The following is a 26,060-nucleotide window of genomic DNA, read 5'->3' as shown; positions in this document are numbered from 1 at the left end:
ACCGGCCCGGAATTTCACAGAAGCAACCAGATTATTCGCTCAGGTGAACTCGCGGTCCGACTTCCCCGGGACAGCGCGAAGCCCCGGCCGTCTCGGCGGCCGGGGCTTCGCGAACCGACTAGTGGGTCTCAGACACCCGAACCTGCGGGCACGGAGTCGGTCGCCTCCGTCCACAGGTCCTGCTCGGCGCGATCCGCCTGGATCTGGCGGTACACGAGGAGCCCGCCGATGGCGGCCAGTGCGACCAGGAGAAGCTTCTTCACCGCGCGACCTCGTCTTTCCTTGTCCTTGGGGCCTTCTGGCGCCCGACTATACACACCGGCCGATACCGATCGGTGACCTGCGTGCGCCCCGGCTGAGGGGCCACGACGACCGGTCAACACCCCTGCGGTACAAAGCGATCCGCCCGGACAGAAGACTCTCTGTCCGGGCGGATCGGCGCTGTGGGGCTAACAGGATTTGAACCTGTGGCCTCATCCTTATCAGGGATGCGCTCTAACCAACTGAGCTATAGCCCCGCGCTGCCCCTGAAGATTAGCGCACTCCAGGGCCAGTCCCAAAATCGATACCGGGGCCGTGCTCCGCACCGCCCGTCCACCGTCCGGCCCCGTGTCGAGCCTGGTGGAAGGGCGTCCTACTCGTCCTCGGCGAGCGTCAACTCGACGCCCCCCACGAAGCCGGCGGACAGGTTGTAGATGAACGATCCGAGCGTCGCCAGCGCGGTCGCGAGCACCACGTCGATCACGGCGATCACCGAGGTGAAGATGAGCACCCGCGGCAGCGAGAGGAACGACTGGAGGTCGAAGCCGTTGCTCTCGTTCGAGCCCGTCGCCTCGCTGATCGTCCCGCCCACCGTCGAGAAGACGCCCATCGCGTCCATGACCATCCACAGCACCGCGGCCGCGATGACCGTGCACACACCGAGCGCGATGGAGAGCAGGAAGCTGACCTTCATCACCGACCACGGGTCGGCCTTCGCCACCCGCAGCCGCGCCTTGCGCGTGCGCGGGGTCGTGCGCGCGCCCGTGCGCGGCAGGCGGACGCCCGCCGACGTGGGCTGCCGGACGCCGCCCTGGTGTGTCTGTCCCGGCTGCCCCGGCCCCACGCCCTGCCCCTGTCCCTGTCCGACCTGGACATGCGGCTGCGCCTGCGCCCGCTGCTGTCCGCCCTGTGTTCCCCCGCCCTGCGGCGTCGGATACGCCTGCGGCGGGTGATACGGCTGCGCCGCCTGCTGCGGCTGCTGCTCGGATCCGTATGTGTCGTAAGGGGGCTGCTGCCCCCGGGTGCCGGTCACCGTAACCCCCTGGGAGTCCGTGGCAGGGCCACGAGCACCGTTCCCTCCGGAATCGGCCGATCCGGCGCCCGTGGCTCCACTCACGCTTCTACTCCTCGTGCTCCGCTACCGAGGGCTGGGTGCCCTCAGCGTCCTCGGCAGGCGCGGCCGCTTCGGTCGCCGGTCCGTCACCGGCATCATCGCCGACGACCCCTTCGACCTCTTCGGCCTCACGACCGGCCTCGGCATTACGAGCGATGCCGACGACGGCATCGCGCTTGCCCAGGTTGATCAGTTGGACACCCATCGTGTCACGGCCCGTCTCCCTGACTTCGTTGACTCGCGTACGAATCACACCGCCGCCCAGGGTGATGGCGAGGATCTCGTCCGTCTCCTCGACCACCAGCGCACCGACCAGCGAACCGCGGTCCTCCACGATCTTCGCGGCCTTGATACCGAGGCCGCCACGTCCTTGAACCCGATACTCGTCGACGTTGGTCCGCTTCGCGTAACCGCCGTCAGTAGCAGTGAACACGAACGTACCGGGCCGGACGACATTCATCGAGAGCAGTTCGTCCCCTTCGCGGAAGCTCATCCCCTTCACACCCGATGTCGCACGCCCCATCGGGCGCAGCGCGTCGTCCGTCGCGGTGAATCGGATCGACTGCGCCTTCCGGCTGATGAGCAGCAGATCGTCCTCGGCCGAGACCAGTTCGGCACCGATCAGCTCGTCGTCCGCGCCCGAGTCCGTCTCACGGAGGTTGATCGCGATCACACCGCCGGAGCGGGGCGAGTCGTAATCCTTCAGTGACGTCTTCTTCACCAGACCGGCCTTGGTGGCCAGCACCAGGTACGGCGCCGCCTCGTAGTCCCGTACGGCGAGGATCTGCGCGATCTTCTCGTCCGGCTGGAACGCCAGGAGGTTGGCCACGTGCTGGCCGCGGGCGTCCCGCCCGGCGTCCGGCAGCTCGTACGCCTTCGCCCGGTACACCCGGCCCTTGTTCGTGAAGAACAGCAGCCAGTGGTGCGTCGTCGACACGAAGAAGTGGTCCACGATGTCGTCCGACTTGAGCTTCGTGCCGCGCACGCCCTTGCCGCCGCGCTTCTGCGAGCGGTAGTCGTCCGTCTTCGTCCGCTTCACATAGCCGCCACGCGAGATGGTGACGACGATGTCCTCCTCGGCGATCAGGTCCTCGATGGACATGTCACCGTCGAACGGCACCAGCTTGGAGCGCCGGTCGTCGCCGAACTTGTCGACGATGACGGCCAGTTCCTCGCTGACGATCCGCCGCTGCCGCTCGGGCGAGACGAGGATCGCGTTGTACTCGTTGATCTTCGCCTGGAGTTCGTCGTGCTCGGCGACGATCTTCTGCCGCTCCAGCGCCGCCAGCCGGCGCAGCTGCATCTCCAGGATGGCGTTCGCCTGGATCTCGTCGATCGTCAGCAGCTGCATCAGACCGCCGCGCGCGGTCTCGACGGTGTCGCTGCGCCGGATCAGCGCGATGACCTCGTCGATCGCGTCCAGCGCCTTGAGCAGACCGCGCAGGATGTGCGCGCGCTCCTCGGCCTTGCGCAGCCGGAACCTGGTGCGCCGGACGATGACCTCGATCTGGTGCGTCACCCAGTGCCGGATGAACGCGTCGATCGACAGCGTGCGCGGCACCCCGTCCACCAGCGCCAGCATGTTGGCGCCGAAGTTGGTCTGGAGCTCGGTGTGCTTGTAGAGGTTGTTCAGCACGACCTTGGCGACCGCGTCGCGCTTGAGCACGACCACCAGCCGCTGCCCCGTGCGCGAGGACGTCTCGTCACGGACGTCGGCGATCCCGCCGATCTTGCCGTCCTTCACGAGGTCGGCGATCTTCTGCGCGAGGTTGTCCGGGTTGACCTGGTACGGCAGCTCCGTGACGACCAGGCACTGCCGGTTCTGGATCTCCTCGACCGCGACGACCGCGCGCATCGTGATCGAGCCACGGCCGGTGCGGTACGCCTCCTCGATGCCCTTGCGGCCCACGACCAGCGCGCCGGACGGGAAGTCCGGGCCCTTGATCCGCTCGATCAGGGCGTCCAGCAGTTCCTCGTGCGAGGCGTCCGGGTGCTCAAGCGCCCACTGCGCGCCCGCGGCGACCTCCCGCAGATTGTGCGGCGGGATGTTGGTGGCCATACCGACGGCGATTCCGGCCGAGCCGTTGATCAGCAGGTTCGGGAAGCGCGCCGGCAGGACCGTCGGCTCCTGGTTGCGGCCGTCGTAGTTGTCCGTGAAGTCGACGGTCTCCTCGTCGATGTCCCGGAGCATCTCCATCGACTGCGGCATCAGCTTGCACTCTGTGTACCGCATGGCGGCGGCCGGGTCGTTGCCGGGAGAGCCGAAGTTGCCGTTGGAGTCCACCAGCGGCATCCGCATCGACCACGGCTGCGCGAGGCGGACCAGCGCGTCGTAGATCGAGGAGTCGCCGTGCGGGTGGTAGGTGCCCATGACGTCACCGACGACGCGGGCGCACTTGTAGAAGCCTTTCTCGGGCCGGTACCCGCCGTCGTACATCGCGTACAGCACCCGGCGGTGCACGGGCTTCAGACCGTCCCGTACGTCGGGCAGCGCGCGCGACACGATGACGGACATCGCGTAGTCGAGGTAGGAGCGCTGCATCTCCGTCTCGAGCCCCACGGGCTCGACACGCATGCCCACGCCTTCGACGGCGGGCACCTCTTCGGGCATCACAGGAGTGTTCTCGTCGGCCATTGCTGGTCAAAGTTCCTTTCGGCCATTTCGATGGCGGTCAGCGGGGGGCCGACTCAGATGTCGAGGAAGCGGACGTCCTTGGCGTTGCGCTGGATGAACGAGCGCCGGGCCTCGACGTCCTCACCCATCAGCACCGAGAACAGGTCGTCGGCCTGCGCCGCGTCGTCGAGCGTGACCTGGCCGAGCACCCGGTGGTCGACGTCCATCGTCGTGATGCGCAGCTCCTCGGCGTTCATCTCACCGAGGCCCTTGAAGCGCTGGATCGAGTCTTCCTTGATCCGCTTGCCGTTCTGCTTGCCCAGCTCCACCAGGGCGTCGCGCTCCCGGTCGGAGTACGCGTACTCGAAGTCGTCCCGGCCCCACTTGATCTTGTACAGCGGCGGGCGCGACAGATAGACGTACCCGGCCTCGACCAGCGGGCGCATGAAGCGGAAGAGGAAGGTCAGCAGCAGCGTGTTGATGTGCTGGCCGTCGACGTCGGCGTCCGCCATCAGGATGATCTTGTGATAGCGGAGCTTCTCGATGTCGAAGTCCTCGTGCACACCCGTGCCGAACGCCGAGATCAGCGCCTGCACCTCGGTGTTCTGGAGGATCTTGTCGATCCGCGCCTTCTCGACGTTCAGGATCTTGCCGCGGATCGGCAGAATGGCCTGATACTGCGGGTTACGGCCGGACTTCGCGCTGCCGCCGGCCGAGTCGCCCTCGACGATGAAGATCTCGCACTTGGCCGGGTCGTTCGACTGGCAGTCGCTCAGCTTGCCGGGCAGCGACGCCGACTCCAGCAGGCCCTTGCGGCGGGTCAGGTCCCGCGCCTTACGGGCCGCGACCCGGGCCGTGGCCGCCTGGATCGCCTTACGGATGATGTCGGCCGCCTCATTGGGATGCCGGTCGAACCAGTCCGTCAGGTGCTCGTGCACGATCTTCTGCACGAAGGTCTTCGCCTCCGTGTTGCCGAGCTTGGTCTTCGTCTGGCCCTCGAACTGCGGCTCGCCGAGCTTCACCGAGATGATCGCCGTCAGACCCTCGCGGATGTCCTCGCCCGCCAGGTTGTCGTCCTTCTCGCGCAGGAACTTCTTCTCGCGCGCGTAGCGGTTGACCAGGCCGGTCATCGCCGCGCGGAAGCCCTCCTCGTGCGTACCGCCCTCATGCGTGTGGATCGTGTTCGCGAAGGAGTACACACCCTCGCTGTACTGCGAGTTCCACTGCATCGCGATCTCCACCGAGAGCATCCGCTCCTTGTCCTCGGCGTCGATGTCGATGACCGTGGGGTGGATCAGCTCGCCCTTGCGGGAGTTCAGGTACTTCACGAAGTCGACGATGCCGCCTTCGTAGAAGTACGTGACGCTGCGCACCGGCTCCTCGCCGGGGGTCTCGGTCGAGTCCGTACCCGCGATGTCCGCTCCGACGACGGCCTTCGCCGACTCGCGCTCGTCGGTCAGCTTCAGGGTCAGGCCCTTGTTGAGGAAGGCCATCTCCTGGAACCGCCGCGACAGCGTCTCGAAGGAGTACTCCGTGGTCTCGAAGACGTCCGGGTCGGCCCAGAAGGTGACCGTCGTGCCCGTCTCGTCCGTGGCCTCGTTGCGCGCCAGCGGCGCCGTCGGCACCCCGAGCTTGTAGTCCTGCGTCCAGCGGTGGCCGTCGGTCTTGACCTCGACGGCGACCTTCGTGGAGAGCGCGTTCACCACGGAGACACCCACGCCGTGCAGACCGCCGGAGACGGAGTAACCGCCGCCGCCGAACTTGCCGCCCGCGTGCAGCACCGTCAGCACGACCTCGACGGCCGGCTTGCCCTCGGACGGGACGATGCCCACGGGGATACCGCGGCCGTTGTCGACCACGCGCACGCCGCCGTCGGCGAGGATCGTGACGTCGATGGTGTCCGCGTGCCCGGCCAGGGCCTCGTCGACGGAGTTGTCGACGACCTCGGTCACCAGGTGATGAAGGCCACGTTCACCGGTCGAGCCGATGTACATACCGGGACGCTTACGGACCGCGTCCAGGCCCTCCAGCACCGTGATGGCGCTGGCGTTGTACGAGCCCGTTGCCTCGCCGTTCTCACCGGTGGCTACGGACGGAGTGTTGTCGTTGGGGTTGCCGGAATCGGCCACGAAGCGCCCTTTCTGGCACAGCACAGGCCGTTCTCCGGGCAGGCGGGAGCGGCTGCGTCGTTCGGCTTGCGACAGTGTTTGACAGTCTTGGTAGGCGACTCCCGCCTGAGAGGCGGGATTCTTCATCAGTCTACCGGTAGCGGCGACCCGAATGGGGGTTTGCAGGTACCTGAGTCCGCATGTGCCGCCCTGAACCGGCGGCTGCCGACTCCCCATATTCGGGCAGGGGCTCCAAGAGGCTCACACCGGCTTTGAGCGCTTCGGGCTGTCAACCTCCGGCTACGGTGCGGGACACCTCACGCTCCGTGGGCGCAGGACGAGGTCGGAGGGCTCTCCGCGGAGAGGCGGAGTGACTTGGTGGCACTGGTGTGAAGTGGGGCCCCTGGAGGGGCTGTTGGGGCTTTCCGGGCGCCCCGTCGGCGCCCGTCGGGACGGCTCCGGACGGCGGGAATGGGCGGCGGCGTGGCCGAAGGGGCGGCGACGGCGCGAGGGGGCGGACGGCGGCGCGCTCCCGCTCAGCCGTACGGGCCCGCCCGGCCACCGGCGGTCCCGGCGCGGGCCCGCGTGAGCCGTACGCCCCCGTGAGCGGGGGCGCGCTCAGCCGTACGTGTCCCCCGGACCCCTGCTGCCGGGCGCCCGCAGCGCGCCGAAGCGCCGCGAAGGGCCGCCCGGACCGCGCACCTTGATCACCTTCACCGTGCCGTGCCCCAGATCCTCGTTCAGCCGGGCCACCAGGCGCGGGGCCAGCAGCCGCAGCTGTGTCGCCCAGGCCGTCGAGTCGCAGACCACCGTCAGGATCCGCTCGTCCTCCTCGTACCGCTCGGGCACACAGTGCTTGGCCAGGTCGTCGCCCACGATCTGCGGCCAGCGGCCCATCACACCGCCCACGGCTGCGGGCGTCTCCCAGCCGCGCTCGGTGATCAGCCGGTTGATCGCGGCACCCAGCGACAGCGGATCGCGGCCGTCGGCCCCCGAGCCCGAGCGCAGACCGCCGCCCCGGCGGGCCTGCTTCTTCTGCTGGGCCGCCGCGCCACGGGCCCGCGCCTGCTCCTTCGCCGCACGCAGCGCCACCCGGGCCAGATCGACGCCCGACGACTCGGTGCCCGACGACTCGGCGGGCACCGACTCGGCGGCCGGACCGGGCACCGGCGGCGGTCCCGCGCTCCCGGCGGCCGGACCGGGCGGCGTGGCGGGCACACCGGTCCCCGCGGGCCGCTCCGGGCGCTCGGGGCCCTTCATGTCCGCTCCACGGTGCCGTCGGCCACCGTGTACCGCGCCCCGGCCAGAACCCCCGGCACGTCGTCGTCCACCGCGGCCGTGACCAGCACCTGCTCACCCGGCGCGACCAGCTCCGCCAGCCGCTCCCGGCGCCGCGCGTCCAGTTCCGCGAAGACGTCGTCGAGGACCAGCACCGGCTCGTTGCCCTCGGCGCGCAGCAGGTCGTACGAGGCCAGCCGCAGGGCCAACGCGTACGACCAGGACTCGCCGTGGCTCGCGTACCCCTTGGCCGGCAACTGGCCGAGCTTCAGCAGCAGTTCGTCCCGGTGCGGACCCACCAGCGTGACCCCCCGCTCGATCTCCTGCTTGCGTGTCCCCGCCAGCGCCTCCATCAGCCGCGCGTACAGCTCCTCACGGGAACGCGGCACCTCACCGGCGTCGGAACCGGCGGAGGAGGAGCGGTACTCCAGCGCCACCGGACCCCCGCCGGGCGCCAGTTGCTCGTACGCCTTGTCCGTCAGCGGCTGAAGCGTCTCGATCAGATCCATCCGCTGCGCCAGCAACTCCGCGCCCACCTGGGCCAGATGCTGGTCCCACACGTCGAGCGTGGAGAGATCCATGCCGCGGCCGCCGTGCCGCCGGGCCATCGCCGCCGACTTCAGCAGGGTGTTGCGCTGCTTGAGCACCCGGTCGTAGTCGGAGCGCACGCCCGCCATGCGCGGGGAGCGCGCCGTGATCAGCTCGTCGAGGAAGCGGCGCCGCTCACCGGGGTCGCCCTTCACCAGCGCCAGGTCCTCCGGTGCAAACAGCACCGTCCGTACTATCCCCAGCACATCACGCGGTCTGACCTGCGAGGACCTGTTGATCCTGGCCCTGTTCGCGCGGCCCGGATTGAGTTCGAGCTCGATCAGCTGCGAGCGCTCGCCCTGGGTCACGGCGGCCCGGATCACCGCGCGCTCCGCGCCCATCCGCACCAGCGGGGTGTCCGAGGAGACACGGTGGCTGCCGAGCGAGGCGAGATAGCCGACGGCCTCGACCAGATTGGTCTTCCCCTGCCCGTTCGCCCCCACGAACACGGTGACGCCCGGATCGAGCGGCACCTCGATCCGAGCGTACGAGCGGAAGTCGGCCAGCGACAGATGGGTGACGTGCATGGACCGCGCCGACCTCCCGCTCTGGCGCCGCCGCGTGTGCGAGCGGCTGCTACTTGTTCTTGGGACCGGCCGGCTTGACGGGCTTACCGGGCTTGCCCGGCTTGCTCTCGTCCGCCTGCTCGACCGCGTGGCCACCGAACTGGTTGCGCAGCGCGGCGACCATCTTCATCTGCGGCGAGTCGTCCTGCCGGGACGCGAACCGGGCGAACAGCGACGCCGTGATCGCGGGCAGGGGCACCGCGTGGTCGATGGCCGCCTCGACCGTCCACCGGCCCTCACCGGAGTCGTCCGCGTATCCCCGGAGGGCGTCCAGGTGCTCGTCGCCGTCCAGCGCGTTGACCGCCAGGTCCAGCAGCCAGGAACGGATGACCGTGCCGTCCTGCCAGGAGCGGAAGACCTCGCGGACGTCGGTGACCGAGTCGACCTTCTCCAGCAGCTCCCAGCCCTCGGCGTAGGCCTGCATCATGGCGTACTCGATGCCGTTGTGGACCATCTTGGCGAAGTGGCCGGCGCCGACCTTGCCCGCGTGGACCGAGCCGCGGTCGCCCTCCGGCTTCAGGGCGTCGAAGATCGGCTGGACCTTCGCCACGTGCTCGGCGTCGCCGCCGTACATCAGCGCGTAGCCGTTCTTCAGGCCCCAGACACCGCCGGAGACTCCGCAGTCGACGAAGCCGACGCCCTTGATGCCGAGCTCCACGGCGTGCTTCTCGTCGTCCGTCCAGCGTGAGTTGCCGCCGTCCACGACCACGTCGCCGGGGGACAGCAGCCCCGCCAGCTCGTCGATCGTGGACTGCGTCGCCGCACCGGAGGGGACCATCACCCAGACGACGCGGGGAGCCTTGAGCGTGCTCACCAGCTCTTCGAGGCTGTGGACGTCCGCGACGTCCGCGTTCCGGTCGTATCCGATGACGGTGTGGCCTGCGCGGCGGATGCGCTCGCGCATGTTGCCGCCCATCTTGCCGAGGCCGACGAGACCGAGCTCCATCAATGGTTCCTTAAGCGTTGAGCCGACAGTCGTTCAGGCGCGGGGCGGGCGGCGACGGTGCCGCGGCCCCGGCCCGAGCCTACGCCGGGCCCGCCGGGACGGCTCGACGGCACCGCCCCGGCCGTGGGCGGCGCACCGTCGGTCCGGCGGGACGGCGGGACACGTGATCAGCCCGACAGCCGCACCGGCATGATCAGGTACTTGTACGCGTCGTCGGCCTCGGCGTCCAGCGCCGGCTTCCCGCTGAGGAGCGCCGGCTTGGTGGAGGTCGTGAAGGACAGCTGCGCGACCGGCGAGTCGATGGCGCTGAGGCCGTCGAGCAGGAACGTCGGGTTGAAGGCGATCGAGATGTCGTCGCCGTCGAGCTTCGCGTCGACCCTCTCCACAGCCTGTGCGTCGTCGCTGGAACCCGCTTCGAGGATGAGCACGCCCTGCTCGAAGCTGAGCCGCACGGGGGTGTTGCGCTCGGCGACCAGCGCCACGCGCTTGACGGCCTCGACGAACGGCGCCGTCTCGATCACCGCGACCGAGTTGAACTCCGTCGGGAACAGCGTCCGGTACTTCGGGAGGTCGCCTTCGAGCAGCCGTGTGGTCGTCCGCCGGCCCGCGCCCTCGAATCCGATCAGCCCCTCGCCCGCGCCGGAGCCCGAGAGCGCCAGCGTGACGGTGTCGCCGCTGGTGAGCGCCTTCGCGGTGTCCAGGAGCGTCTTGGCGGGCACCAGGGCTACCGCGGAGATGTCGGAGACCTCCGGCTTCCACAGGAAGTCGCGGACCGCGAAGCGGTAGCGGTCGGTCGAGGCGAGCGTGACGGTGTCGCCCTCGATCTCGATCCGCACGCCGGTGAGCACCGGGAGCGTGTCGTCACGGCCGGCGGCGATGGCCACCTGGGCGGCGGCGGAGGCGAAGACCTCGCCGGGCACGGTGCCGGTGGCGGTCGGCATCTGCGGCAGCGCCGGGTACTCGTCCACAGGCAGTGTGTGCAGGGTGAACCGGGAGGAGCCGCAGACCACCGTCGCCCGTACACCGTCTGTGGAAATCTCCACCGGCCGGTTGGGGAGGGCGCGGCAGATGTCGGCGAGGAGCCGGCCGGAGACGAGGACGGTGCCGTCCTCCTCCACCTCGGCGTCCACCGAGACCCGGGCCGAGACCTCGTAGTCGAAGCTGGAGAAGCTGAGCGCGCCCTCCTCGGCCTTCAGCAGAAGGCCCGCGAGAACGGGGGCCGGCGGACGGGCCGGGAGGCTGCGGGCCACCCAGGCCACCGCCTCCGCCAGTACATCGCGCTCCACCCGGATCTTCACCGGAACCGCCTCCTGCTGTTGCTGACTCGCCCTGCCGGCCTTCTACGTCGTCGGCATGAGCTCACTCCGCCGTGGGCAGGGTGAGGTTGCCGGGGACCAGTCTGACGTACGGCACCGACACTCGGTGCTGCTCGGGGTCAAGTCGCGACAACCGGCCGGGCGCGGTCCGGCGCCGAGTTGTGCACAGCACCCACTTCCAAACGGATTCCCAGGTAACTCCAGGTGTTAGTAGTAGTAGGGCCTGTGGATTCCGTGGATAACGTCGTTTTCGCAGCTCAGAGCCGCTTTTTTGTCCACCGGTCCTGTGGGCGCCGACGGTGGACAACCCCGTCGCTCTGTGGACAGCCGAAAGTTCTGCACAGCCGGTGCACAGGGCACCCCGACTTCTCCCCAGGGTCGTCCCCAGCTTTTCCGACGTTCCCCACAGGGTCCGGGACAACCTCGGTGTGACGCCTTTCACTCGACACGGTGAACAGACGTGTTTCGTTGCCGAACAGTGGACAGCGGTGTGGAGAAGCGGGCCGAAGCTGTGGGCAACGGGCCGCTGCCTGTGGGCCGCCGGTGGACAACCGGACGCCGGTCCTGTGGGCGGGAAAACTGTCCACAGGCTGTGGAGGAGAGTTGGCCACAAATCCCCAGGGGTCTGACCTGGCATGATCCAATCCCGGTCGGCCCGCCTGTGGACGCAGTCTGGACAACTTATCGATCCCCAGGGTGTGGACGGCCGACAGGGCCGTTCTCTGTGGAGAAACGGCCCTCGACGGCCCGTATTCGAACAGCGGTTGAGCGCCGGTCGTGCCCCGATCAACCGCCGGACATGACGAAGGGCGCCCCGGGACGGTGTCCCGAAGCGCCCGCAGGGCCGGCCGTGAGGCGTCGGCCGGTCGCGTCAGCCGTTCTTGATGCGGTTGGTGAGTTCGGTGACCTGGTTGTAGATGGAGCGCCGCTCGGCCATCAGCGCGCGGATCTTCCGGTCCGCGTGCATCACGGTCGTGTGGTCGCGGTTGCCGAACTGGGCGCCGATCTTGGGCAGCGACAGGTCGGTCAGCTCACGGCAGAGGTACATCGCGATCTGCCGGGCCGTCACCAGCACCCGGCTGCGCGACGATCCGCAGAGGTCCTCCACGGTCAGCCCGAAGTAGTCGGCCGTCGCCGCCATGATGGCGCCCGCGGTGATCTCGGGGGCCGAGTCCTCGCCACCCGGGATGAGGTCCTTGAGCACGATCTCGGTCAGCCCGAGGTCCACCGGCTGCCGGTTGAGCGAGGCGAACGCCGTCACCCGGATCAGCGCGCCCTCCAGTTCCCGGATGTTGCGCGAGATCCGCGAGGCGATGAACTCCAGTACCTCCGGTGGCGCGTTCAGCTGCTCCTGGACCGCCTTCTTACGGAGGATCGCGATACGCGTCTCCAGCTCCGGCGGCTGCACGTCGGTGGTCAGACCCCACTCGAAGCGGTTGCGCAGCCGGTCCTCCAGGGTGATCAGCTGCTTGGGCGGCCGGTCCGAGGACAGCACGATCTGCTTGTTGGCGTTGTGGAGCGTGTTGAAGGTGTGGAAGAACTCCTCCTGCGTCGACTCCTTGCTCGCCAGGAACTGGATGTCGTCGACGAGCAGGATGTCGACGTCCCGGTAGCGCTTGCGGAAGGTGTCGCCCTTGCCGTCGCGGATGGAGTTGATGAACTCGTTGGTGAACTCCTCCGAACTCACGTACCGCACCCGCGTGCCGGGGTAGAGGCTGCGCGCGTAGTGACCGATGGCGTGCAGCAGGTGCGTCTTGCCGAGGCCGGACTCGCCGTAGATGAAGAGCGGGTTGTACGCCTTGGCCGGCGCCTCCGCGACGGCGACGGCCGCCGCGTGCGCGAACCGGTTCGACGCCCCGATGACGAAGGTGTCGAAGAGGTACTTGGGGTTGAGGCGCGCGTGATGCTCACCCGGTCCCGGCGGCGGCGACGCCTGCGCGCCGAGCGGTCCGGTCGTCCCGCCCCGGCCGGCGTGCCGCGGCTGCTGCGGGTCCGGGTCGTGCCGCTCGGCGCGCTGCTGCTCGTACGGCCTGCTCTCCGCCGACTGCGGCGGCCGGTAGTCGTGCTGGGGCTGCTGCGGCCGGGCGGTCGCGTACGGGTCACGGTCGTGGAAGCCGCCGAGCCGCTGCTGCTGCCAGGACAGGTCCTCCTGTGTCCGGGGCCAGGCGCCGGGGTCGGGGCGCTGCTGCTGGTAGTCGGGGTACGCGGGCCTGGCCGTCGGCATGCCGTCGTCGTCGGAGCGGCGCCCGTAGGGGTGGTAGCCGGTGTCCGGGCGCATGTCGTCGTGCCGGGAGTCGTCCGGACGCGGGTCGTCGTGCCGGGAGTCGCGGGCGTCGAGTGGATCGCGCCCGTCGTCGTGCCGCGCGTTCTGGTAGCGGCTCTGCTGCGGCAGCGGCGCGGGCTCGCCCGCCGAGTCGTCGACCGTGATGGCGATACGGATCGGCCGGCCGCACTCGCGGCTCAGGGTCTCGCTGATGAGCGGGGCGAGACGGCCCTCCAGGACGCGCTTGCCCCATTCGTTGGGCACGGCCAGCAGCGCGGTGTCGGCCACCAGGGCGAGCGGCTGGCAGCGCTCGACCCACTGTTTGTCCTTGGGCTCGACCCCCTGCTGGCCCTCCCTGAGGAGCTGCTCCAGCACTCGTGGCCACACTGCGGCAAGATCGGCAGGTACGTCAGCCACAGGGCACGCTCTCTCGCTGGTCCCACGAATGTGTGGTTCTCGGGACGGGGTGGGAAGACCGGCGGAAAAGAATCCGGAGTCCGGTCACGGTAGTCAGGCCGACCCGCGCGGTTCAAGTTGTTGTCCACAGGCTGTGCATAATGGAACGTGGCAGCTGGCTGGTTTGACCGTATGGCGTAGCCGCGCGTACCGTGACCAGGTCGAGTTGTCGATGGCTGCTGCCGCCTGCCTCCGATGGGCAAGGATCACGATCCGTGGTCGTGAAGCGGTGCACTCGGGCGTAATCGCGAGCTACTCGTGGGCGCACGGTGACAGCCAGGCGATTTGCCGCCTTCCCACCATCATTTCTGGAGCCCCCGAGTGAGCAAGCGCACCTTCCAGCCGAACAACCGTCGTCGTGCCAAGACCCACGGCTTCCGGCTCCGCATGCGCACCCGCGCCGGCCGCGCGATTCTCGCGAACCGCCGTGGCAAGGGTCGCGCCAACCTGTCCGCCTGATCGTCTACAGGTTATGACGTGCTGCCTACCGAGAATCGGCTGAGGCGGCGCGAGGATTTCGCGACCGCGGTACGCCGGGGACGCCGGGCCGGACGCCCGCTTCTTGTCGTACATCTACGCAGCGGTTCTACGGGCCCGCACGCGCCGGGGGAGAGTGACCTCCCGACGCGGGCGGGTTTCGTCGTAAGCAAAGCCGTCGGCGGAGCCGTCGTACGGACGCGGGTGAAGCGGAAGCTCCGCCATCTCATACGCGATCGGCTGCCCCGGCTGGCCCCCGGTAGCCTGGTTGTCGTACGAGCGCTGCCCGGCGCGGGCGACGCCGACCATGCACAGCTGGCCCGAGACCTGGATGCCGCTCTTGAGCGGCTGCTGGGAGGGGGCGCGCGATGAAGTACCCGCTGCTGGCTCTGATCAAGCTGTACCAGTGGACGATCAGCCCGTTGCTCGGGCCCGTCTGCCGGTACTACCCGTCGTGTTCCCACTACGGCTACACGGCCATCGACCGGCACGGCGCGATCAAGGGCACCGGTCTGACGGCCTGGCGCATTCTGCGGTGCAATCCGTGGTCGCCAGGCGGTGTGGACCATGTCCCGCCGCGCAAGCGCCCGCGGTGGCATGAACTGCTGCGCAACGCGTGGCGCGGCACCAAGGGCGGGCAGTCCGCCGCCGGCGTGCCTTCCGGGGATTCGGCCTCGGCCCCCGAAACCCCGAGTCCGGCCGCAGAGACCTCGTCCAATGCTCAAGGAGCTTGATTAGTGGACACGATTGCCAGTTTCTTCAGTTTCATCACCACGCCCGTCTCCTGGGTCATCGTCCAGTTCCACAGTGTGTACGGGGCGATCTTCGGCCCCGACACCGGCTGGGCCTGGGGACTGTCCATCGTGTCCCTCGTGGTCCTGATCCGGATCTGTCTGATCCCGCTGTTCGTCAAGCAGATCAAGTCGACCCGGAACATGCAGGTCCTTCAGCCCAAGATGAAGGCCATCCAGGAGCGCTACAAGAACGACAAGCAGCGCCAGTCCGAAGAGATGATGAAGCTGTACAAGGAGACGGGTACCAACCCGCTCTCCTCGTGCCTGCCCATCCTGGCGCAGTCACCGTTCTTCTTCGCCCTGTACCACGTGCTCTCCAGCATCGCGTCGGGCAAGACGGTCGGTGTCATCAACCAGTCGCTGCTCGACAGCGCGCGCCAGGCCCACATCTTCGGCGCCCCGCTCGCGGCCAAGTTCACGGACAGCGCCGACAAGGTCGCCAACCTGGACGCGACGCTGACCTCCGTGCGCATCGTCACCGCGATCATGATCGTCCTGATGTCGGCGTCGCAGTTCTACACGCAGCGCCAGCTGATGACGAAGAACGTCGACCTGACGGTCAAGACGCCGTACATGCAGCAGCAGAAGATGCTCATGTACATCTTCCCCGTGATCTTCATGGTCATGGGCATCAACTTCCCCGTCGGTGTCCTCGTCTACTGGCTGACCACCAACCTGTGGACCATGGGCCAGCAGATGTACGTGATCAACCAGAACCCGACGCCGGGCAGCAAGGCCCAGGACCAGTACCTCCAGCGGCTGCTCAAGGGCATCACCGCGCACAACGAGGTCCGCTCGAAGCGCAGGCGCAACATCGTCTCGGCGATCGTGGCCAAGGGCCCCGACCGCAACGACAACGAGCGCAAGTTCATCAACAGCCTCTCGAAGAGTGGGCTTGTCGCGCAGGCCGACGGCACCGTGATCAAGGGCGAGGCGCTGCCCGAGGGCGAGTCGCACGCGACGAAGCGCCAGCAGCCCAAGCGCCAGCCCAAGTCGAAGCGCCAGGCCGGCGGTCAGCAGACCACGGCCAGGGCGTCGGGAGCCAAGACCTCCGACGCCATCGACGAGGCGCCGAAGACGTCGTTGCAGAAGGACGAGCCACAGGACGGCCAGCCCAAGCCGGCGCGCAAGACCGGCAACGGGGCCGCACGGGCGAAGTCCGGGCCGCGCAAGGGCCAGCAGCGGCCCAAGCACCCGACCAAGAAGTAAGCGCAGCGCCCCGAAGCCCGTGGCCAGCCTGTAGCAGGCCCGTAGTAATAAGGAGTCCATCCGTGTCGGAAGGCACCATCTCCGCCGCCGCCGAGGGCAGCGACACCCTCACCCGTCTTGAGCAGGAGGGGGAGATCGCGGCCGACTACCTCGAAGGTCTGCTCGACATCGCCGACCTGGACGGCGACATCGACATGGACGTCGAGGCCGACCGGGCCGCTGTCTCGATCATCAGCGATGTGAGCGGCCGTGATCTGCAGAAGCTCGTCGGGCGGGACGGCGAGGTGCTCGAAGCCCTCCAGGAGCTGACGCGGCTGGCGGTGCACCGGGAGACCGGCGACCGCAGCAGGCTCATGCTGGACATCGGCGGCTTCCGGGCGAAGAAGCGCACGGAGCTCGCCGAGCTGGGCGCCAGGACGGCCGACGAGGTGAAGCGCACCGGTGAGCCGGTGAAGCTGAATCCCATGACGCCCTTCGAGCGCAAGGTCGTGCACGATGCCGTGGCGGCGGCCGGACTGCGCAGCGAGTCCGAGGGCGAGGAGCCGCAGCGCTTCGTCGTCGTGCTCCCTGCCTGAGCGTTCTCTCGGTTCTCGGCCCCGTCTGTCCACAGGCGGGGCCGAACTTTGTCAGCGAGACAGTGACCATGAGCCACGGTCCGGTGGTTCAGAACGGAAGGACGGTTCCCGTGACGGAAGCAGAAGAGCTTCCCCCCGCACCGGAAGAGGCGAGGACGGTGTTCGGCGACGCCTTCCCGGCGGCCGTCCGGTACGCGGAGCTCCTCGCTGACGCGGGGGTCACCCGCGGCCTCATCGGGCCGCGCGAGGTGCCGCGCCTCTGGGAGCGGCACCTGATGAACTGTGCGGTGCTCTCCGAGGTCGTGCCCGAGGGTGTGAGCGTCTGTGACGTCGGCTCGGGAGCGGGGCTGCCGGGAATCCCGCTGGCGCTGGTGCGGCCGGATCTCCGGATCACCCTGCTGGAGCCGCTGTTGCGGCGGACGAACTTCCTCCAGGAAGTGGTCGAGCTGCTGGGCCTGGACCATGTGACGGTCGTACGCGGTCGTGCCGAGGAGGTCCTCGGCACGCTTCAGCCCGTCCATGTGGTGACGGCCCGCGCCGTGGCACCGCTGGACCGGCTGGCCGGCTGGGGCGTACCGCTGCTGCGCCCGTACGGAGAGATGCTGGCCCTCAAGGGGGATACGGCCGAGGAGGAGCTGAAGGGCGCCCGGTCGGCCCTGAGCAAGCTCGGTGTGATCGACGCGTCGGTACTGCGGGTCGGTGAGGGTCTGGTGGACCCGCCCGCCACGGTGGTGCGGGCGGAGGTCGGGGAGAGCCCCGGCGGAGTTCGGTTCGCCGCCAAGCGCGCCAAGGCCGCCCGAGCGGACCGGGCACGCCGTCGACGGTGACGTCCGGAGCATCGCCGGTGACGTCTGCCGGTGATGCTCCATCGAAGCAGCCAAGACCATCCACTGCGGAGTGTCGTAACGGTCCAGCCCCGCGGCGAGGGCATCGTGTTTCACGTGAAACGTCGCTCACTGTTGCAGGGCATCATCGGCCGAGGCCGCGCCGCTCCCGCACCGCGGGGCAAGAAACCCCTCGTAAGGGGTACAGGGTTGGCCACAGATATGGATTCATCCACAGAACCACGGGCCTCGCTGGTTCCTGACCCCGAAAGCATGGCAGGCTCTTCCCATTGCGAGCCTGAAGTCGAGGAGAGTGAATCCTTGCGGTCCGACGCCAACATCGCGGGACCGATGACCGATCCGGTCCCCGGCCCCCGTTCCGAGTCGTCGGGCGGCGATGTTTCACGTGAAACATCGCCGCCCCCGATGGACGACACCCCCATCGGCCGTGCAGCCCAGCTGGCCGTGGAGGCACTGGGTCGCGCCGGTGAGGGCCTGCCACGCCCCGAGCAGACGCGGGTCATGGTGGTCGCCAACCAGAAGGGCGGCGTCGGCAAGACGACGACCACGGTCAACCTCGCCGCCTCGCTCGCGCTCCACGGCGCGCGCGTCCTGGTGGTGGACCTCGATCCCCAGGGCAACGCCTCCACGGCGCTCGGGATCGACCACCACGCCGAAGTCCCCTCCATCTACGACGTCCTGGTGGAGAGCAAGCCGCTCTCCGAGGTGGTCCAGCCCGTCGTGGACGTCGAGGGACTCTTCTGCGCGCCCGCCACCATCGACCTCGCCGGTGCGGAGATCGAGCTGGTGTCACTGGTCGCTCGCGAGAGCCGTCTTCAGCGCGCGATCGAGGCGTACGAGCAGCCGCTGGACTACATCCTGATCGACTGCCCGCCGTCGCTCGGTCTGCTGACCGTCAACGCGCTGGTCGCCGGCGCGGAGGTGCTGATCCCGATCCAGTGCGAGTACTACGCGCTCGAAGGACTGGGGCAGTTGATCCGGAACGTGGACCTGGTGCGGGCCCATCTGAACCCCACCCTGCATGTGTCCACGATTCTGCTCACCATGTACGACGGCAGGACCCGGCTCGCCTCCCAGGTGGCGGACGAGGTCCGCGGTCACTTCGGTGAGGAGGTGCTGCGGACGAGTATCCCCCGGTCGGTGCGTATCTCGGAGGCGCCGAGCTACGGGCAGACCGTACTGACTTATGATCCGGGTTCCAGCGGCTCCTTGTCGTACCTGGAGGCCGCTCGTGAAATCGCCCTGCGTGGGGTCGGCATGAGCTATGACGTCAAGCATGCCCACGCGATCGGCAACAGTCAGCAGAGCATTTCGGAGGGGACGCAGTGAGCGACCGACGTAGAGGTTTGGGGCGCGGGCTCAATGCGCTGATCCCCCCTGCTCCACAGGAGAAGCAGGCGTCGTCCGCCGGGGACGCGCCCTCCTCGGGACCCGCATCGGTGATGACGGCGGAACGGGGTATCGCCGCCGCCAAGGTGGCGACGCTGCCGCAGTCGACCGCGCCGACCGCCGCGGAGATCCCCGCCCAGGAGACTCCGGCCCCGGCAGAGGTGGCCCCGCCGGAGGGCGTGTACTTCGCCGAAGTACCGATGGACTACATCACGCCGAACCCCCGGCAGCCCCGAGAGGTGTTCGACGAGGACGCTCTCGCCGAACTCGTCACCTCCATCAAGGAGGTGGGACTGCTCCAGCCCATCGTCGTAAGGCAGTTGGGTCCGGAGCGCTTCGAGCTCATCATGGGCGAGCGCCGCTGGAGGGCCTGCCGGGAAGCCGGTCTGGAGGCCATCCCGGCGATCGTCCGGGCCACCGAGGACGAGAAGCTGCTCCTGGACGCGCTCCTGGAGAACCTGCACCGCGCACAACTGAATCCGCTGGAAGAGGCCATGGCCTACGACCAGTTGCTCAAGGACTTCCACTGCACGCACGACCAGCTGGCCGACCGGATCGGGCGCTCCCGCCCGCAGGTCTCCAACACGCTGCGGCTGCTGCGGCTCTCCCTTCCCGTACAGCGCAGGGTCGCGGCCGGTGTGCTCTCGGCCGGGCACGCCAGGGCGCTGCTCTCGGTGGACGACTCCGACGAGCAGGACCGGCTCGCCCACCGCATCGTGGCCGAGGGGCTTTCGGTGCGTGCGGTCGAGGAGATCGTGACCCTCATGGGCTCACGGCCCAAGAGCGCGGCCCGGCAGAAGGGCCCGCGGGCCGGCGCCCTGCCGTCGCCGGCGCTGAACGATCTGGCCTCCCGGCTGTCGGACCGCTTCGAGACCCGGGTGAAGGTCGACCTCGGTCAGAAGAAGGGGAAGATCACCGTCGAGTTCGCCTCGCTGGTCGATCTGGAGCGCATCCTCGGCACGCTCGCGCCGGGTGAGGGGCGGGTGCTGGAGCGGGGACTCGCCGATTCGGCAGAAGACGAAGCCGAGAGCCTGGACGGACCGGACCGGTCGAACGGGCTGGAGCCCGACGAGCGCTGAGGTTCCGCGTACCGCCATCGGGGCGGGCCTTGTCCGGTGCGTACCGGAACACGGCCCGCCCTTTGCCGTCCCCCGGTGTGCGGGGCACCTCTGGGTGGATACGATGCGTTCTGGTATGGCGCATCCACCTTGATCCATCGCAGAGGAAGGGCGGAGCCATGCGATTGGTGAGCCGCAGCAGACTGGTGTCCGCCGGACTCGGTCTGGGGGTCGTCGGCGGCTTCGTCGGCAGCCTGCTTCGGGAGCGCAGCGCTCTGTCCGCGGCTCGTGGCGCGGCAGGCGCAGGAAGTGAGGAACTGCCTCGATGGGGCGTCGGCTCGTACCGCTCACGCTGGACAACCTTCCCGATCTCCCCGAGCGATGCCGGGAGTGCGTCTTCTGGGAGCTTGATCCGGTCAGGGGAGAAGCGGCGGTAGGCGCCGGCAGGGCCCGGGAGGAGAAGGAAGCCTGGATCTCGGCCGTCCTGCTGGAGTGGGGGTCGTGCGGCCGGGTCGTCTACGTGGACGACGTGCCCGTCGGCTTCGTTCTGTACGCGCCTCCGGCGTATGTGCCCCGTGCCACGGCGTTTCCGACGAGTCCGGTCTCCCCCGACGCCGTACAGCTGATGACCGGCTGGATCATGCCGGGTTACCGGGGACAGGGTCTCGGCCGAGTGATGGTGCAGACCGTCGCGAAGGATCTGCTGCGACGTGACTTCAAGGCGATCGAGGCGTTCGGCGACGCCCGCTGGAAGGAGTCGGCGTGTGTGCTGCCGGCGGATCATCTGCTGGCGGTGGGCTTCAAGACCGTACGGACGCATCCCGCGTACCCACGGCTCAGGCTTGATCTGCGGACGACGCTCTCCTGGAAGGAAGACGTCGAGCACGCGCTGGACAGGCTGCTGGGAGCGGTCCAGAAGGATCCCGCGCTCAGACCGCTCTGATCGCGCGGATCGGACAGGGACGGGCCCGTCCCCCTGACAGAGGGGGACGGGCCCGTTTCACGTGAAACATCGCGCTGCGGTGTGAGCCACTTGTGGTGTCACATGCTCACCGAGGAGCCTCAGCCGATGAAGCCCTCCAGGTCGCGCACGATGGCGGCCTTGGGCTTGGCACCGACGATGGTCTTGGCGACCTCGCCGTTCTGGTACACGTTCAGCGTCGGGATGGACATGACGCCGTACTTGGCGGCGGTGGCGGGGTTCTCGTCGATGTTGAGCTTGACGACCTCGATCTTGTCGCCGTGCTCGGCCGCGATGGCCTCGAGCGACGGAGCGATCTGGCGGCACGGTCCGCACCAGGCGGCCCAGAAGTCCACCAGTACGGGCTTGTCGCTCTTGAGGACGTCCTGCTCGAACGATTCGTCGGTCACGTGCTTCAGGTCGCCGGCCACGGCGGCCTCCTTAACTTCGCGGGGTGTGGATCGGTAGGGACGGTCAGACGGACGCGGTCTTCTCCGGCTCGGCGGCCTTCTCGCCGTCGGCGAGCGCGGAGAGGAAGCGCTCGGCGTCGAGGGCCGCGGAACAGCCGGTGCCCGCGGCGGTGATCGCCTGACGGTAGGTGTGGTCGACGACGTCGCCGGCGGCGAACACACCCGTGAGGTTGGTGCGCGTCGAGGGCGCGTCGACCGTGAGGTAACCCTCGCCGTCGAGGTCGAGCTGGCCCTTGAAGAGCTCGGTGCGCGGGTCGTGGCCCACGGCGATGAACAGCCCGGTCACCGCGAGCTCCGACGTCTCACCGCTCTTGGTGTTGCGCAGGGTCAGACCGGAGAGCTTCTGCTCGCCGTGGATCTCCTCGACCGCGCTGTCCCAGGCGAACCGGATCTTCGGGTCGGCGAAGGCCCGGTCCTGCATGGCCTTGGAGGCCCGCAGGGTGTCACGGCGATGGACGATGGTGACCGACTTGGCGAACCGGGAGATGAAGGTCGCCTCCTCCATGGCGGTGTCGCCACCGCCGATCACGGCGATGTCCTGGTCCTTGAAGAAGAACCCGTCACACGTGGCACACCAGGAGACACCGCGTCCGGAGAGGGCGTCCTCGCGGGGCAGCCCGAGCTTGCGGTGCTGCGAGCCGGTCGTGACGATCACGGCCTTGGCCCGGTGGACGGTGCCCGCCGTGTCCGTGACCGTCTTGATCTCCCCCGTCAGATCGACGGAGACGATGTCGTCCGGCACGAGCTCAGCGCCGAACCGCTCGGCCTGCGCCCGCATGTTGTCCATCAGATCGGGACCCATGATGCCGTCGCGGAAGCCGGGGAAGTTCTCCACATCGGTGGTGTTCATCAGCGCGCCACCCGCCGTGACAGCACCCTCGAACACGAGGGGGTGCAGCGACGCACGTGCGGTGTAGAGCGCGGCCGTGTAGCCGGCCGGCCCAGAGCCGATGATGATCACATTACGGACGTCGCTCACGGGTTTCTTCCTCGTCTCTGCAGACTGTCTGCTACTGCCGGCGGGGGCGGTTCAGACTCTCACCCCACCCAACGGATCCTACGGGCCCCGCATTCCCGCGAGGTCCCGGCGACGCGGGGCAGTCTGTCAGTGGCGGGAATAGGTCTTCGTCAGCAGGAGGTCACCCTTGACGGGCGGCGTAACACCGACGCAGGAGGCATCCACGACATAAGCGCGCACGACGTTGCCGTCGACGGGATCCGAGAGGACGACGAGGAAGGCGTCGACGCCGTTGTACGTGCCCTTCTCGGTGGCGAGCGGCGAGTCCGTACGGCCCGTCGCCTGCTGGACACAGGGCGGCAGCTGGGCCAGGGCCCGCGGCGATGCCGTGGTGGTCCCTTCCCTGGTGGAGTTCTCGCCCTCGCTCCCGCCCTCCGCCATATGTGGCACACCGCTGGCGGGGCTGGAGGCGAGAAGGGAGTGGACCTTGTCCTGGATCCCGGTGCCGGAGAAAGCGTCCGCGCTGCTGTCGGCCTGCGCCGCTCCCGCGTCCGCCTTGTAGTCGCCGCCGCCGGACGATGCCGTCTGGAAGAGCAGGACGCTCACCCCGATCGCGGCCGACCCGAACACGGCACCGAGGATCGCGCCGCGACGGCGCCGCAGCCGGCGGCCACGACCGGGGCCGGTGGCCGCCCGTGGGCGCCCTGCGGGGCGGTCCGCCCGGGGGGCGTCGGCGGCGGTGGCACCGGGCGCCGGGGCGCCGCGCGTGACGGTGGTACGGGCGGGCTCGGGCTCTCGGTCCGCCCTCCGCCCGGGATCGGAGTCCCGCTCGGGCTCGTGTGAGGCGGCGTCGGCCGCGGCATCGGTGTCGTCGGTGCGCGATGTTTCACGTGAAACATCGCCGCTCGCGTTCAGCAGCGCCTCGGCGGCCAGTGCGGCGTCGACCCGCGCGGCCACGTCGGCGGGCATCCGCGGCGGGCCGGGCAGTGAGCCCAGCAGTCCGCGGATCTCCTCCAGCGACTCGTGCACATCGGCGCAGAGTGCGCAGCCGTGCAGGTGCTCGCGTACCTCGGCGCTCCGCACGGGGGAGAGCAGGCCCTCCGTGAGGTCGGAGATCTCCGAGACGTCGGGGTGCTCGTTCGTGCCCGTCGTGGTTGTCACGCTCGCCCACCTCCTCCCTTCACGGCGGCAGGACCCTGTGGTCCCGCGTCTGGTCCGGTCTCTCTCCCCGCGTCCGGCCCTCTGTGGTCCGGTCCCGGCTCCGATTGGACGGATGTGCCCGCCGTCCGGTTCCGTTGCGGTCCGAGGCGGGCTCTCGCGTCCGTACCGCCCGTTCCGCCCGCCCCGCCGGTTCCGCCCGCCCCGCCGGTGTACTCCCGCAGATGGGTGAGCATCGGCAGCAGTCGCGCCCGTCCGCGTGCGCAGCGGCTCTTTATGGTCCCGACGGGTACGTCGAGGACCTGGGCGGCCTCGGCCACGGGGTACCCCTGCATGTCGACCAGGACCAGGGCGGCCCGCTGGTCGGCGGGCAGCTTGGCGAGGGCGGCGAGAAGCTGGCGGTGGAGGTCCTGGCGCTCGGCCGGGACCTCGGCGGACTCCTCCGGTTCGAGCAGCTGCTCCAGACGCTCCGTGTCGTCCACGGGCGACGTCTTGCGGGACGCGGCTTTCCTCGCCCGGTCGAGGCAGGCGTTGACGGTGATGCGGTGCAGCCAGGTCGTGACGGCGGACTGACCGCGGAAGGTATGAGCCGCGCGGAAGGCGGACACGAGCGCGTCCTGCACGGCGTCGGCGGCTTCCTCGCGGTCTCCCAGCGTGCGCAGCGCCACGGCCCACAGGCGGTCGCGGTGGCGCCGTACGAGCTCACCGAAGGCGTCGGGGTCCCCCGCGACATGGCGCGCCAGGAGATCCTGGTCGTTCACGTCGCCGAGTGTGGCGTCTTCCAACGGTGAGCCCCCTCCCCTGGTCCGCGGGTCAGCCTATGACCTTGATCTCCGAGATTCCGCCCCGGAACTGGTTGGCGGATCCGTCCGGCGCCAGTTCCGTGATGTGGATCAGTACGTACCGCGTTCTCACCGGCTTGTCCAGGGCGGCCTTGAGATTGCTGTCGGTCTGCCCCAGTTCGGTGATGCGCTGGGGGAAGTCCGACAGACCGACGGGCGACGAGGCGTTCTCGCCCGCGGCGAGTACCTCGGCCTTCTGACCGCCCCGGTACATGGCCACGTCGACGCCGTACACGTCCTGCACGCTGCCGAGATCGACGATTATTCCGCTGCCCTGCCGACGGTTGGGCAGATTGCCGAAGTTCGCGTAGCCGGAGTACTTCGGGGTGATCCAGGCGGTGCCGGTGTCGCCGTCCGTGGCCAGATGGACGTCCCCCGCCTTCACACCGTCGCCGTCGGGTGCGAACACCCCGGTCCCGGCGATCTTCAGATTCTTCGGGGTCCGTGGCGCGGGCTTCTCCTGGTCGCCGTCCACCGACTGCGACTGTGTGGTCCCGTCGGAGCTCTTGCGGTTGAGCATGTGGTCGGCGACCTGCCAACTGGCCAGCCCCAGCGCGGCGATGAGAAGCGCGGAGACCGTCCACTTCAGCGCCTTGCCGGTAGGGCTCTGGAGGGGCGGCGGCGGGAGGGGGACGGGCCGGGTGGCGGGCTGCCCGACGGGAGTCACCGGGCGCGCGTACGAGCCCTGCTGGTAGGTGGTGCGCTGGTACTCGGGCGGCGCCGTGAACGTCGGCTCGGGAGGGCGGACGCGGGGCATCCCGGCCACGGCCTTGGCCAGCTCGTCCGGGGTGGTGCAGGGCGGGTCCTGGCGGGAGGCGGTGGCGCCCTCGTTGACCAGTGCGCGCATGGCGAGCTCGGAGAGGCCGCGGTGGACCCCCGCCCGTACCTGGTCGGGAGCGATCAGACCGACACCCTTGGGCAGCCCGGCGAGGCCGTACGCGTCCGTCTCGTACGGCCAGCGCTGGGTCAGCGCCGCGTACAGCAGCGCGCCGATCGCCTCGGTGTCCGTGCGCTGGGGGCGTTCGGCGCTGATGCCGCGCAGGGCGGCGTTCACGGCGAGGCCGCGGATCCGGTACTGGCCGGTGGAGCTGCGAAGTACGGCGCCGGGGGTCAGCTTCAGATGGGCCAGACCCTCGCGGTGCGCGGCGGCCATCGCCTGGGAGACCTGGCTGACGAGCTGGTAGGCGTCGTGGGCCTCCATGGGCCCGGCGGCGAGGATCGCGGTGAGTTCCGTCGCGTCCGGCAGCCACTCGTGGACGACGTAGACGAGGTCGTCCTCCTCGACGGCGTCGAGGACCTGGACGAAGCGGGGATCGCCGAGCAGGGCGGAGGAGCGGGCCGCGGCCAGCACGGAGCGGGCACGGGGGTGGTCGGCGGGCAGGAGGTGCACGCCCACCGCGCGGCGCAGCTTCTCGTCGACGGCGCGCCAGCTGCTGAAGCCGTCCAGTCGGGTGACGCACTCCTCGAGCCGGTAGCGTCTGGCGAGCTTGTGGCCGCTGTGCAACTCGGGCGCCGTCACGGCCGGTGCGGCCCTGGGCCGCTCCTTGCCCTTCGGCTTCGCCGGGCCCTTGTCCCGGGAGCCCGGCTTCGCGGACCCCGAATCCCCGGTCCCAGCCGCTGAGTCCTCGGTCTTCTGGGCTTTCGCCAACCCGTCGGCCACCCCGTCGGTGGTGGCCTCGTCCGTCTGGGTGGCCCGCGGTTCGTCACCGCTGTTGTCGGCCACCTCGACGGCGGACGTGCTCCGTTCCACCACCGTCGCTCCTGCCTCCCCATCCGTTGCGCACTGTCCAACAGCCACGCCAATTGTGCCCACA

The 26,060-nt window shown here is 69.2% G+C and carries 23 protein-coding genes and 1 tRNA gene; 9 read left to right on the top strand and 15 right to left on the bottom strand.

Annotation, left to right across the window (positions count from 1 at the left end; genetic code table 11):
• Positions 1–128: 128 nt before the first annotated feature.
• From ACZ61E_RS17080 to dnaA, 10 genes are all read right to left on the bottom strand, one after another.
• On the bottom strand, positions 129–263 hold the full coding sequence (locus tag ACZ61E_RS17080; RefSeq protein ID WP_003958712.1) for a DLW-39 family protein: 135 nt from the start codon (positions 261–263) through the stop codon (positions 129–131).
• 181 nt (positions 264–444) lie between these two features.
• A tRNA-Ile gene (locus ACZ61E_RS17075) sits at positions 445–518 on the bottom strand.
• A 116-nt stretch (positions 519–634) separates the two neighbouring features.
• Entirely contained in the window at positions 635–1,294 is a 660-nt protein-coding gene (locus tag ACZ61E_RS17070; RefSeq protein ID WP_469700421.1) for a DUF3566 domain-containing protein, read from the bottom strand.
• Positions 1,295–1,382: 88 nt separating this feature from the next.
• Complete coding sequence (gene gyrA, locus ACZ61E_RS17065) at positions 1,383–4,010, bottom strand: DNA gyrase subunit A (RefSeq protein ID WP_469700420.1); 2,628 nt, start codon at positions 4,008–4,010, stop codon at positions 1,383–1,385.
• 53 nt (positions 4,011–4,063) lie between these two features.
• Complete coding sequence (gene gyrB, locus ACZ61E_RS17060) at positions 4,064–6,142, bottom strand: DNA topoisomerase (ATP-hydrolyzing) subunit B (RefSeq protein ID WP_469700419.1); 2,079 nt, start codon at positions 6,140–6,142, stop codon at positions 4,064–4,066.
• A gap of 573 nt (positions 6,143–6,715) precedes the next feature.
• Positions 6,716–7,357 carry a DciA family protein gene (locus ACZ61E_RS17055; protein ID WP_469700418.1) on the bottom strand — a complete coding sequence of 214 codons (642 nt, stop codon included), beginning with the start codon at positions 7,355–7,357 and terminating at the stop codon, positions 6,716–6,718.
• A complete protein-coding gene (gene recF / locus ACZ61E_RS17050) occupies positions 7,354–8,490 on the bottom strand; it encodes a DNA replication/repair protein RecF (protein WP_469700417.1) in 1,137 nt (378 codons plus the stop codon). The genes ACZ61E_RS17055 and recF overlap by 4 nt, the downstream gene beginning before the upstream one ends.
• A gap of 49 nt (positions 8,491–8,539) precedes the next feature.
• Positions 8,540–9,475, bottom strand: a complete 936-nt coding sequence (gnd, locus tag ACZ61E_RS17045; protein WP_469700416.1) for a phosphogluconate dehydrogenase (NAD(+)-dependent, decarboxylating) — start codon at positions 9,473–9,475, stop codon at positions 8,540–8,542.
• A 167-nt stretch (positions 9,476–9,642) separates the two neighbouring features.
• Positions 9,643–10,773, bottom strand: a complete 1,131-nt coding sequence (gene dnaN, locus ACZ61E_RS17040; protein WP_078079617.1) for a DNA polymerase III subunit beta — start codon at positions 10,771–10,773, stop codon at positions 9,643–9,645.
• Between the two features lie 889 nt (positions 10,774–11,662).
• Positions 11,663–13,471: a chromosomal replication initiator protein DnaA gene (gene dnaA, locus ACZ61E_RS17035; RefSeq protein ID WP_469700415.1), complete on the bottom strand. Its 1,809-nt coding sequence runs from the start codon at positions 13,469–13,471 to the stop codon at positions 11,663–11,665.
• Between the two features lie 360 nt (positions 13,472–13,831).
• Between dnaA and rpmH the strand changes: the two genes are divergently transcribed.
• From rpmH to ACZ61E_RS16990, 9 genes are all read left to right on the top strand, one after another.
• Complete coding sequence (gene rpmH / locus ACZ61E_RS17030; protein WP_014047156.1) at positions 13,832–13,969, top strand: 50S ribosomal protein L34; 138 nt, start codon at positions 13,832–13,834, stop codon at positions 13,967–13,969.
• Between the two features lie 18 nt (positions 13,970–13,987).
• Positions 13,988–14,359, top strand: coding sequence for a ribonuclease P protein component (rnpA, locus tag ACZ61E_RS17025; RefSeq protein WP_469700414.1), 372 nt, complete (start codon positions 13,988–13,990; stop codon positions 14,357–14,359).
• Positions 14,356–14,721: a membrane protein insertion efficiency factor YidD gene (gene yidD, locus ACZ61E_RS17020; protein ID WP_147873162.1), complete on the top strand. Its 366-nt coding sequence runs from the start codon at positions 14,356–14,358 to the stop codon at positions 14,719–14,721. The genes rnpA and yidD overlap by 4 nt, the downstream gene beginning before the upstream one ends.
• A gap of 3 nt (positions 14,722–14,724) precedes the next feature.
• Positions 14,725–15,990, top strand: a complete 1,266-nt coding sequence (gene yidC / locus ACZ61E_RS17015; protein WP_469700413.1) for a membrane protein insertase YidC — start codon at positions 14,725–14,727, stop codon at positions 15,988–15,990.
• Positions 15,991–16,052: 62 nt separating this feature from the next.
• Entirely contained in the window at positions 16,053–16,565 is a 513-nt protein-coding gene (locus ACZ61E_RS17010) for a Jag family protein (RefSeq protein WP_469700412.1), read from the top strand.
• A 110-nt stretch (positions 16,566–16,675) separates the two neighbouring features.
• Positions 16,676–17,392, top strand: coding sequence for a 16S rRNA (guanine(527)-N(7))-methyltransferase RsmG (gene rsmG, locus ACZ61E_RS17005; protein ID WP_469700411.1), 717 nt, complete (start codon positions 16,676–16,678; stop codon positions 17,390–17,392).
• Between the two features lie 270 nt (positions 17,393–17,662).
• A complete protein-coding gene (locus ACZ61E_RS17000; RefSeq protein WP_164251810.1) occupies positions 17,663–18,739 on the top strand; it encodes a ParA family protein in 1,077 nt (358 codons plus the stop codon).
• Entirely contained in the window at positions 18,736–19,878 is a 1,143-nt protein-coding gene (locus ACZ61E_RS16995) for a ParB/RepB/Spo0J family partition protein (protein ID WP_469700410.1), read from the top strand. The genes ACZ61E_RS17000 and ACZ61E_RS16995 overlap by 4 nt, the downstream gene beginning before the upstream one ends.
• Before the next feature lie 304 nt (positions 19,879–20,182).
• Positions 20,183–20,800, top strand: coding sequence for a GNAT family N-acetyltransferase (locus tag ACZ61E_RS16990; RefSeq protein ID WP_469700409.1), 618 nt, complete (start codon positions 20,183–20,185; stop codon positions 20,798–20,800).
• A 119-nt stretch (positions 20,801–20,919) separates the two neighbouring features.
• On the opposite strand, the gene trxA is transcribed toward ACZ61E_RS16990, so the two are convergent.
• From trxA to ACZ61E_RS16965, 5 genes are all read right to left on the bottom strand, one after another.
• Positions 20,920–21,249: a thioredoxin gene (trxA, locus tag ACZ61E_RS16985; protein ID WP_469700408.1), complete on the bottom strand. Its 330-nt coding sequence runs from the start codon at positions 21,247–21,249 to the stop codon at positions 20,920–20,922.
• Positions 21,250–21,292: 43 nt separating this feature from the next.
• Positions 21,293–22,267, bottom strand: a complete 975-nt coding sequence (gene trxB, locus ACZ61E_RS16980; protein ID WP_469700407.1) for a thioredoxin-disulfide reductase — start codon at positions 22,265–22,267, stop codon at positions 21,293–21,295.
• A gap of 126 nt (positions 22,268–22,393) precedes the next feature.
• Entirely contained in the window at positions 22,394–23,407 is a 1,014-nt protein-coding gene (locus tag ACZ61E_RS16975) for an anti-sigma factor family protein (RefSeq protein ID WP_469700406.1), read from the bottom strand.
• On the bottom strand, positions 23,404–24,189 hold the full coding sequence (gene sigM, locus ACZ61E_RS16970) for an RNA polymerase sigma factor SigM (protein ID WP_469700405.1): 786 nt from the start codon (positions 24,187–24,189) through the stop codon (positions 23,404–23,406). The genes ACZ61E_RS16975 and sigM overlap by 4 nt, the downstream gene beginning before the upstream one ends.
• A 28-nt stretch (positions 24,190–24,217) precedes the next feature.
• A complete protein-coding gene (locus ACZ61E_RS16965; RefSeq protein WP_469700404.1) occupies positions 24,218–25,999 on the bottom strand; it encodes a protein kinase family protein in 1,782 nt (593 codons plus the stop codon).
• Positions 26,000–26,060 lie beyond the last annotated feature (61 nt).

It is taken from the genome of Streptomyces sp. NPDC104581, from assembly GCF_055583685.1.
The sequence above is the reverse complement of the archived record's forward strand: the minus strand, read 5'-3'. Positions and strand labels throughout refer to the sequence as shown.

Coding starts and splice junctions, on each gene's coding strand:
- gyrA (WP_469700420.1), bottom strand. CDS start 4,010: ATGGCCGACGAGAACACTCCTGTGATGCCCGAAGAGGTGCCCGCCGTC.
- ACZ61E_RS17055 (WP_469700418.1), bottom strand. CDS start 7,357: ATGAAGGGCCCCGAGCGCCCGGAGCGGCCCGCGGGGACCGGTGTGCCC.
- recF (WP_469700417.1), bottom strand. CDS start 8,490: ATGCACGTCACCCATCTGTCGCTGGCCGACTTCCGCTCGTACGCTCGG.
- gnd (WP_469700416.1), bottom strand. CDS start 9,475: ATGGAGCTCGGTCTCGTCGGCCTCGGCAAGATGGGCGGCAACATGCGC.
- yidD (WP_147873162.1), top strand. CDS start 14,356: ATGAAGTACCCGCTGCTGGCTCTGATCAAGCTGTACCAGTGGACGATC.
- ACZ61E_RS17000 (WP_164251810.1), top strand. CDS start 17,663: ATGGCAGGCTCTTCCCATTGCGAGCCTGAAGTCGAGGAGAGTGAATCC.
- ACZ61E_RS16990 (WP_469700409.1), top strand. CDS start 20,183: ATGGGGCGTCGGCTCGTACCGCTCACGCTGGACAACCTTCCCGATCTC.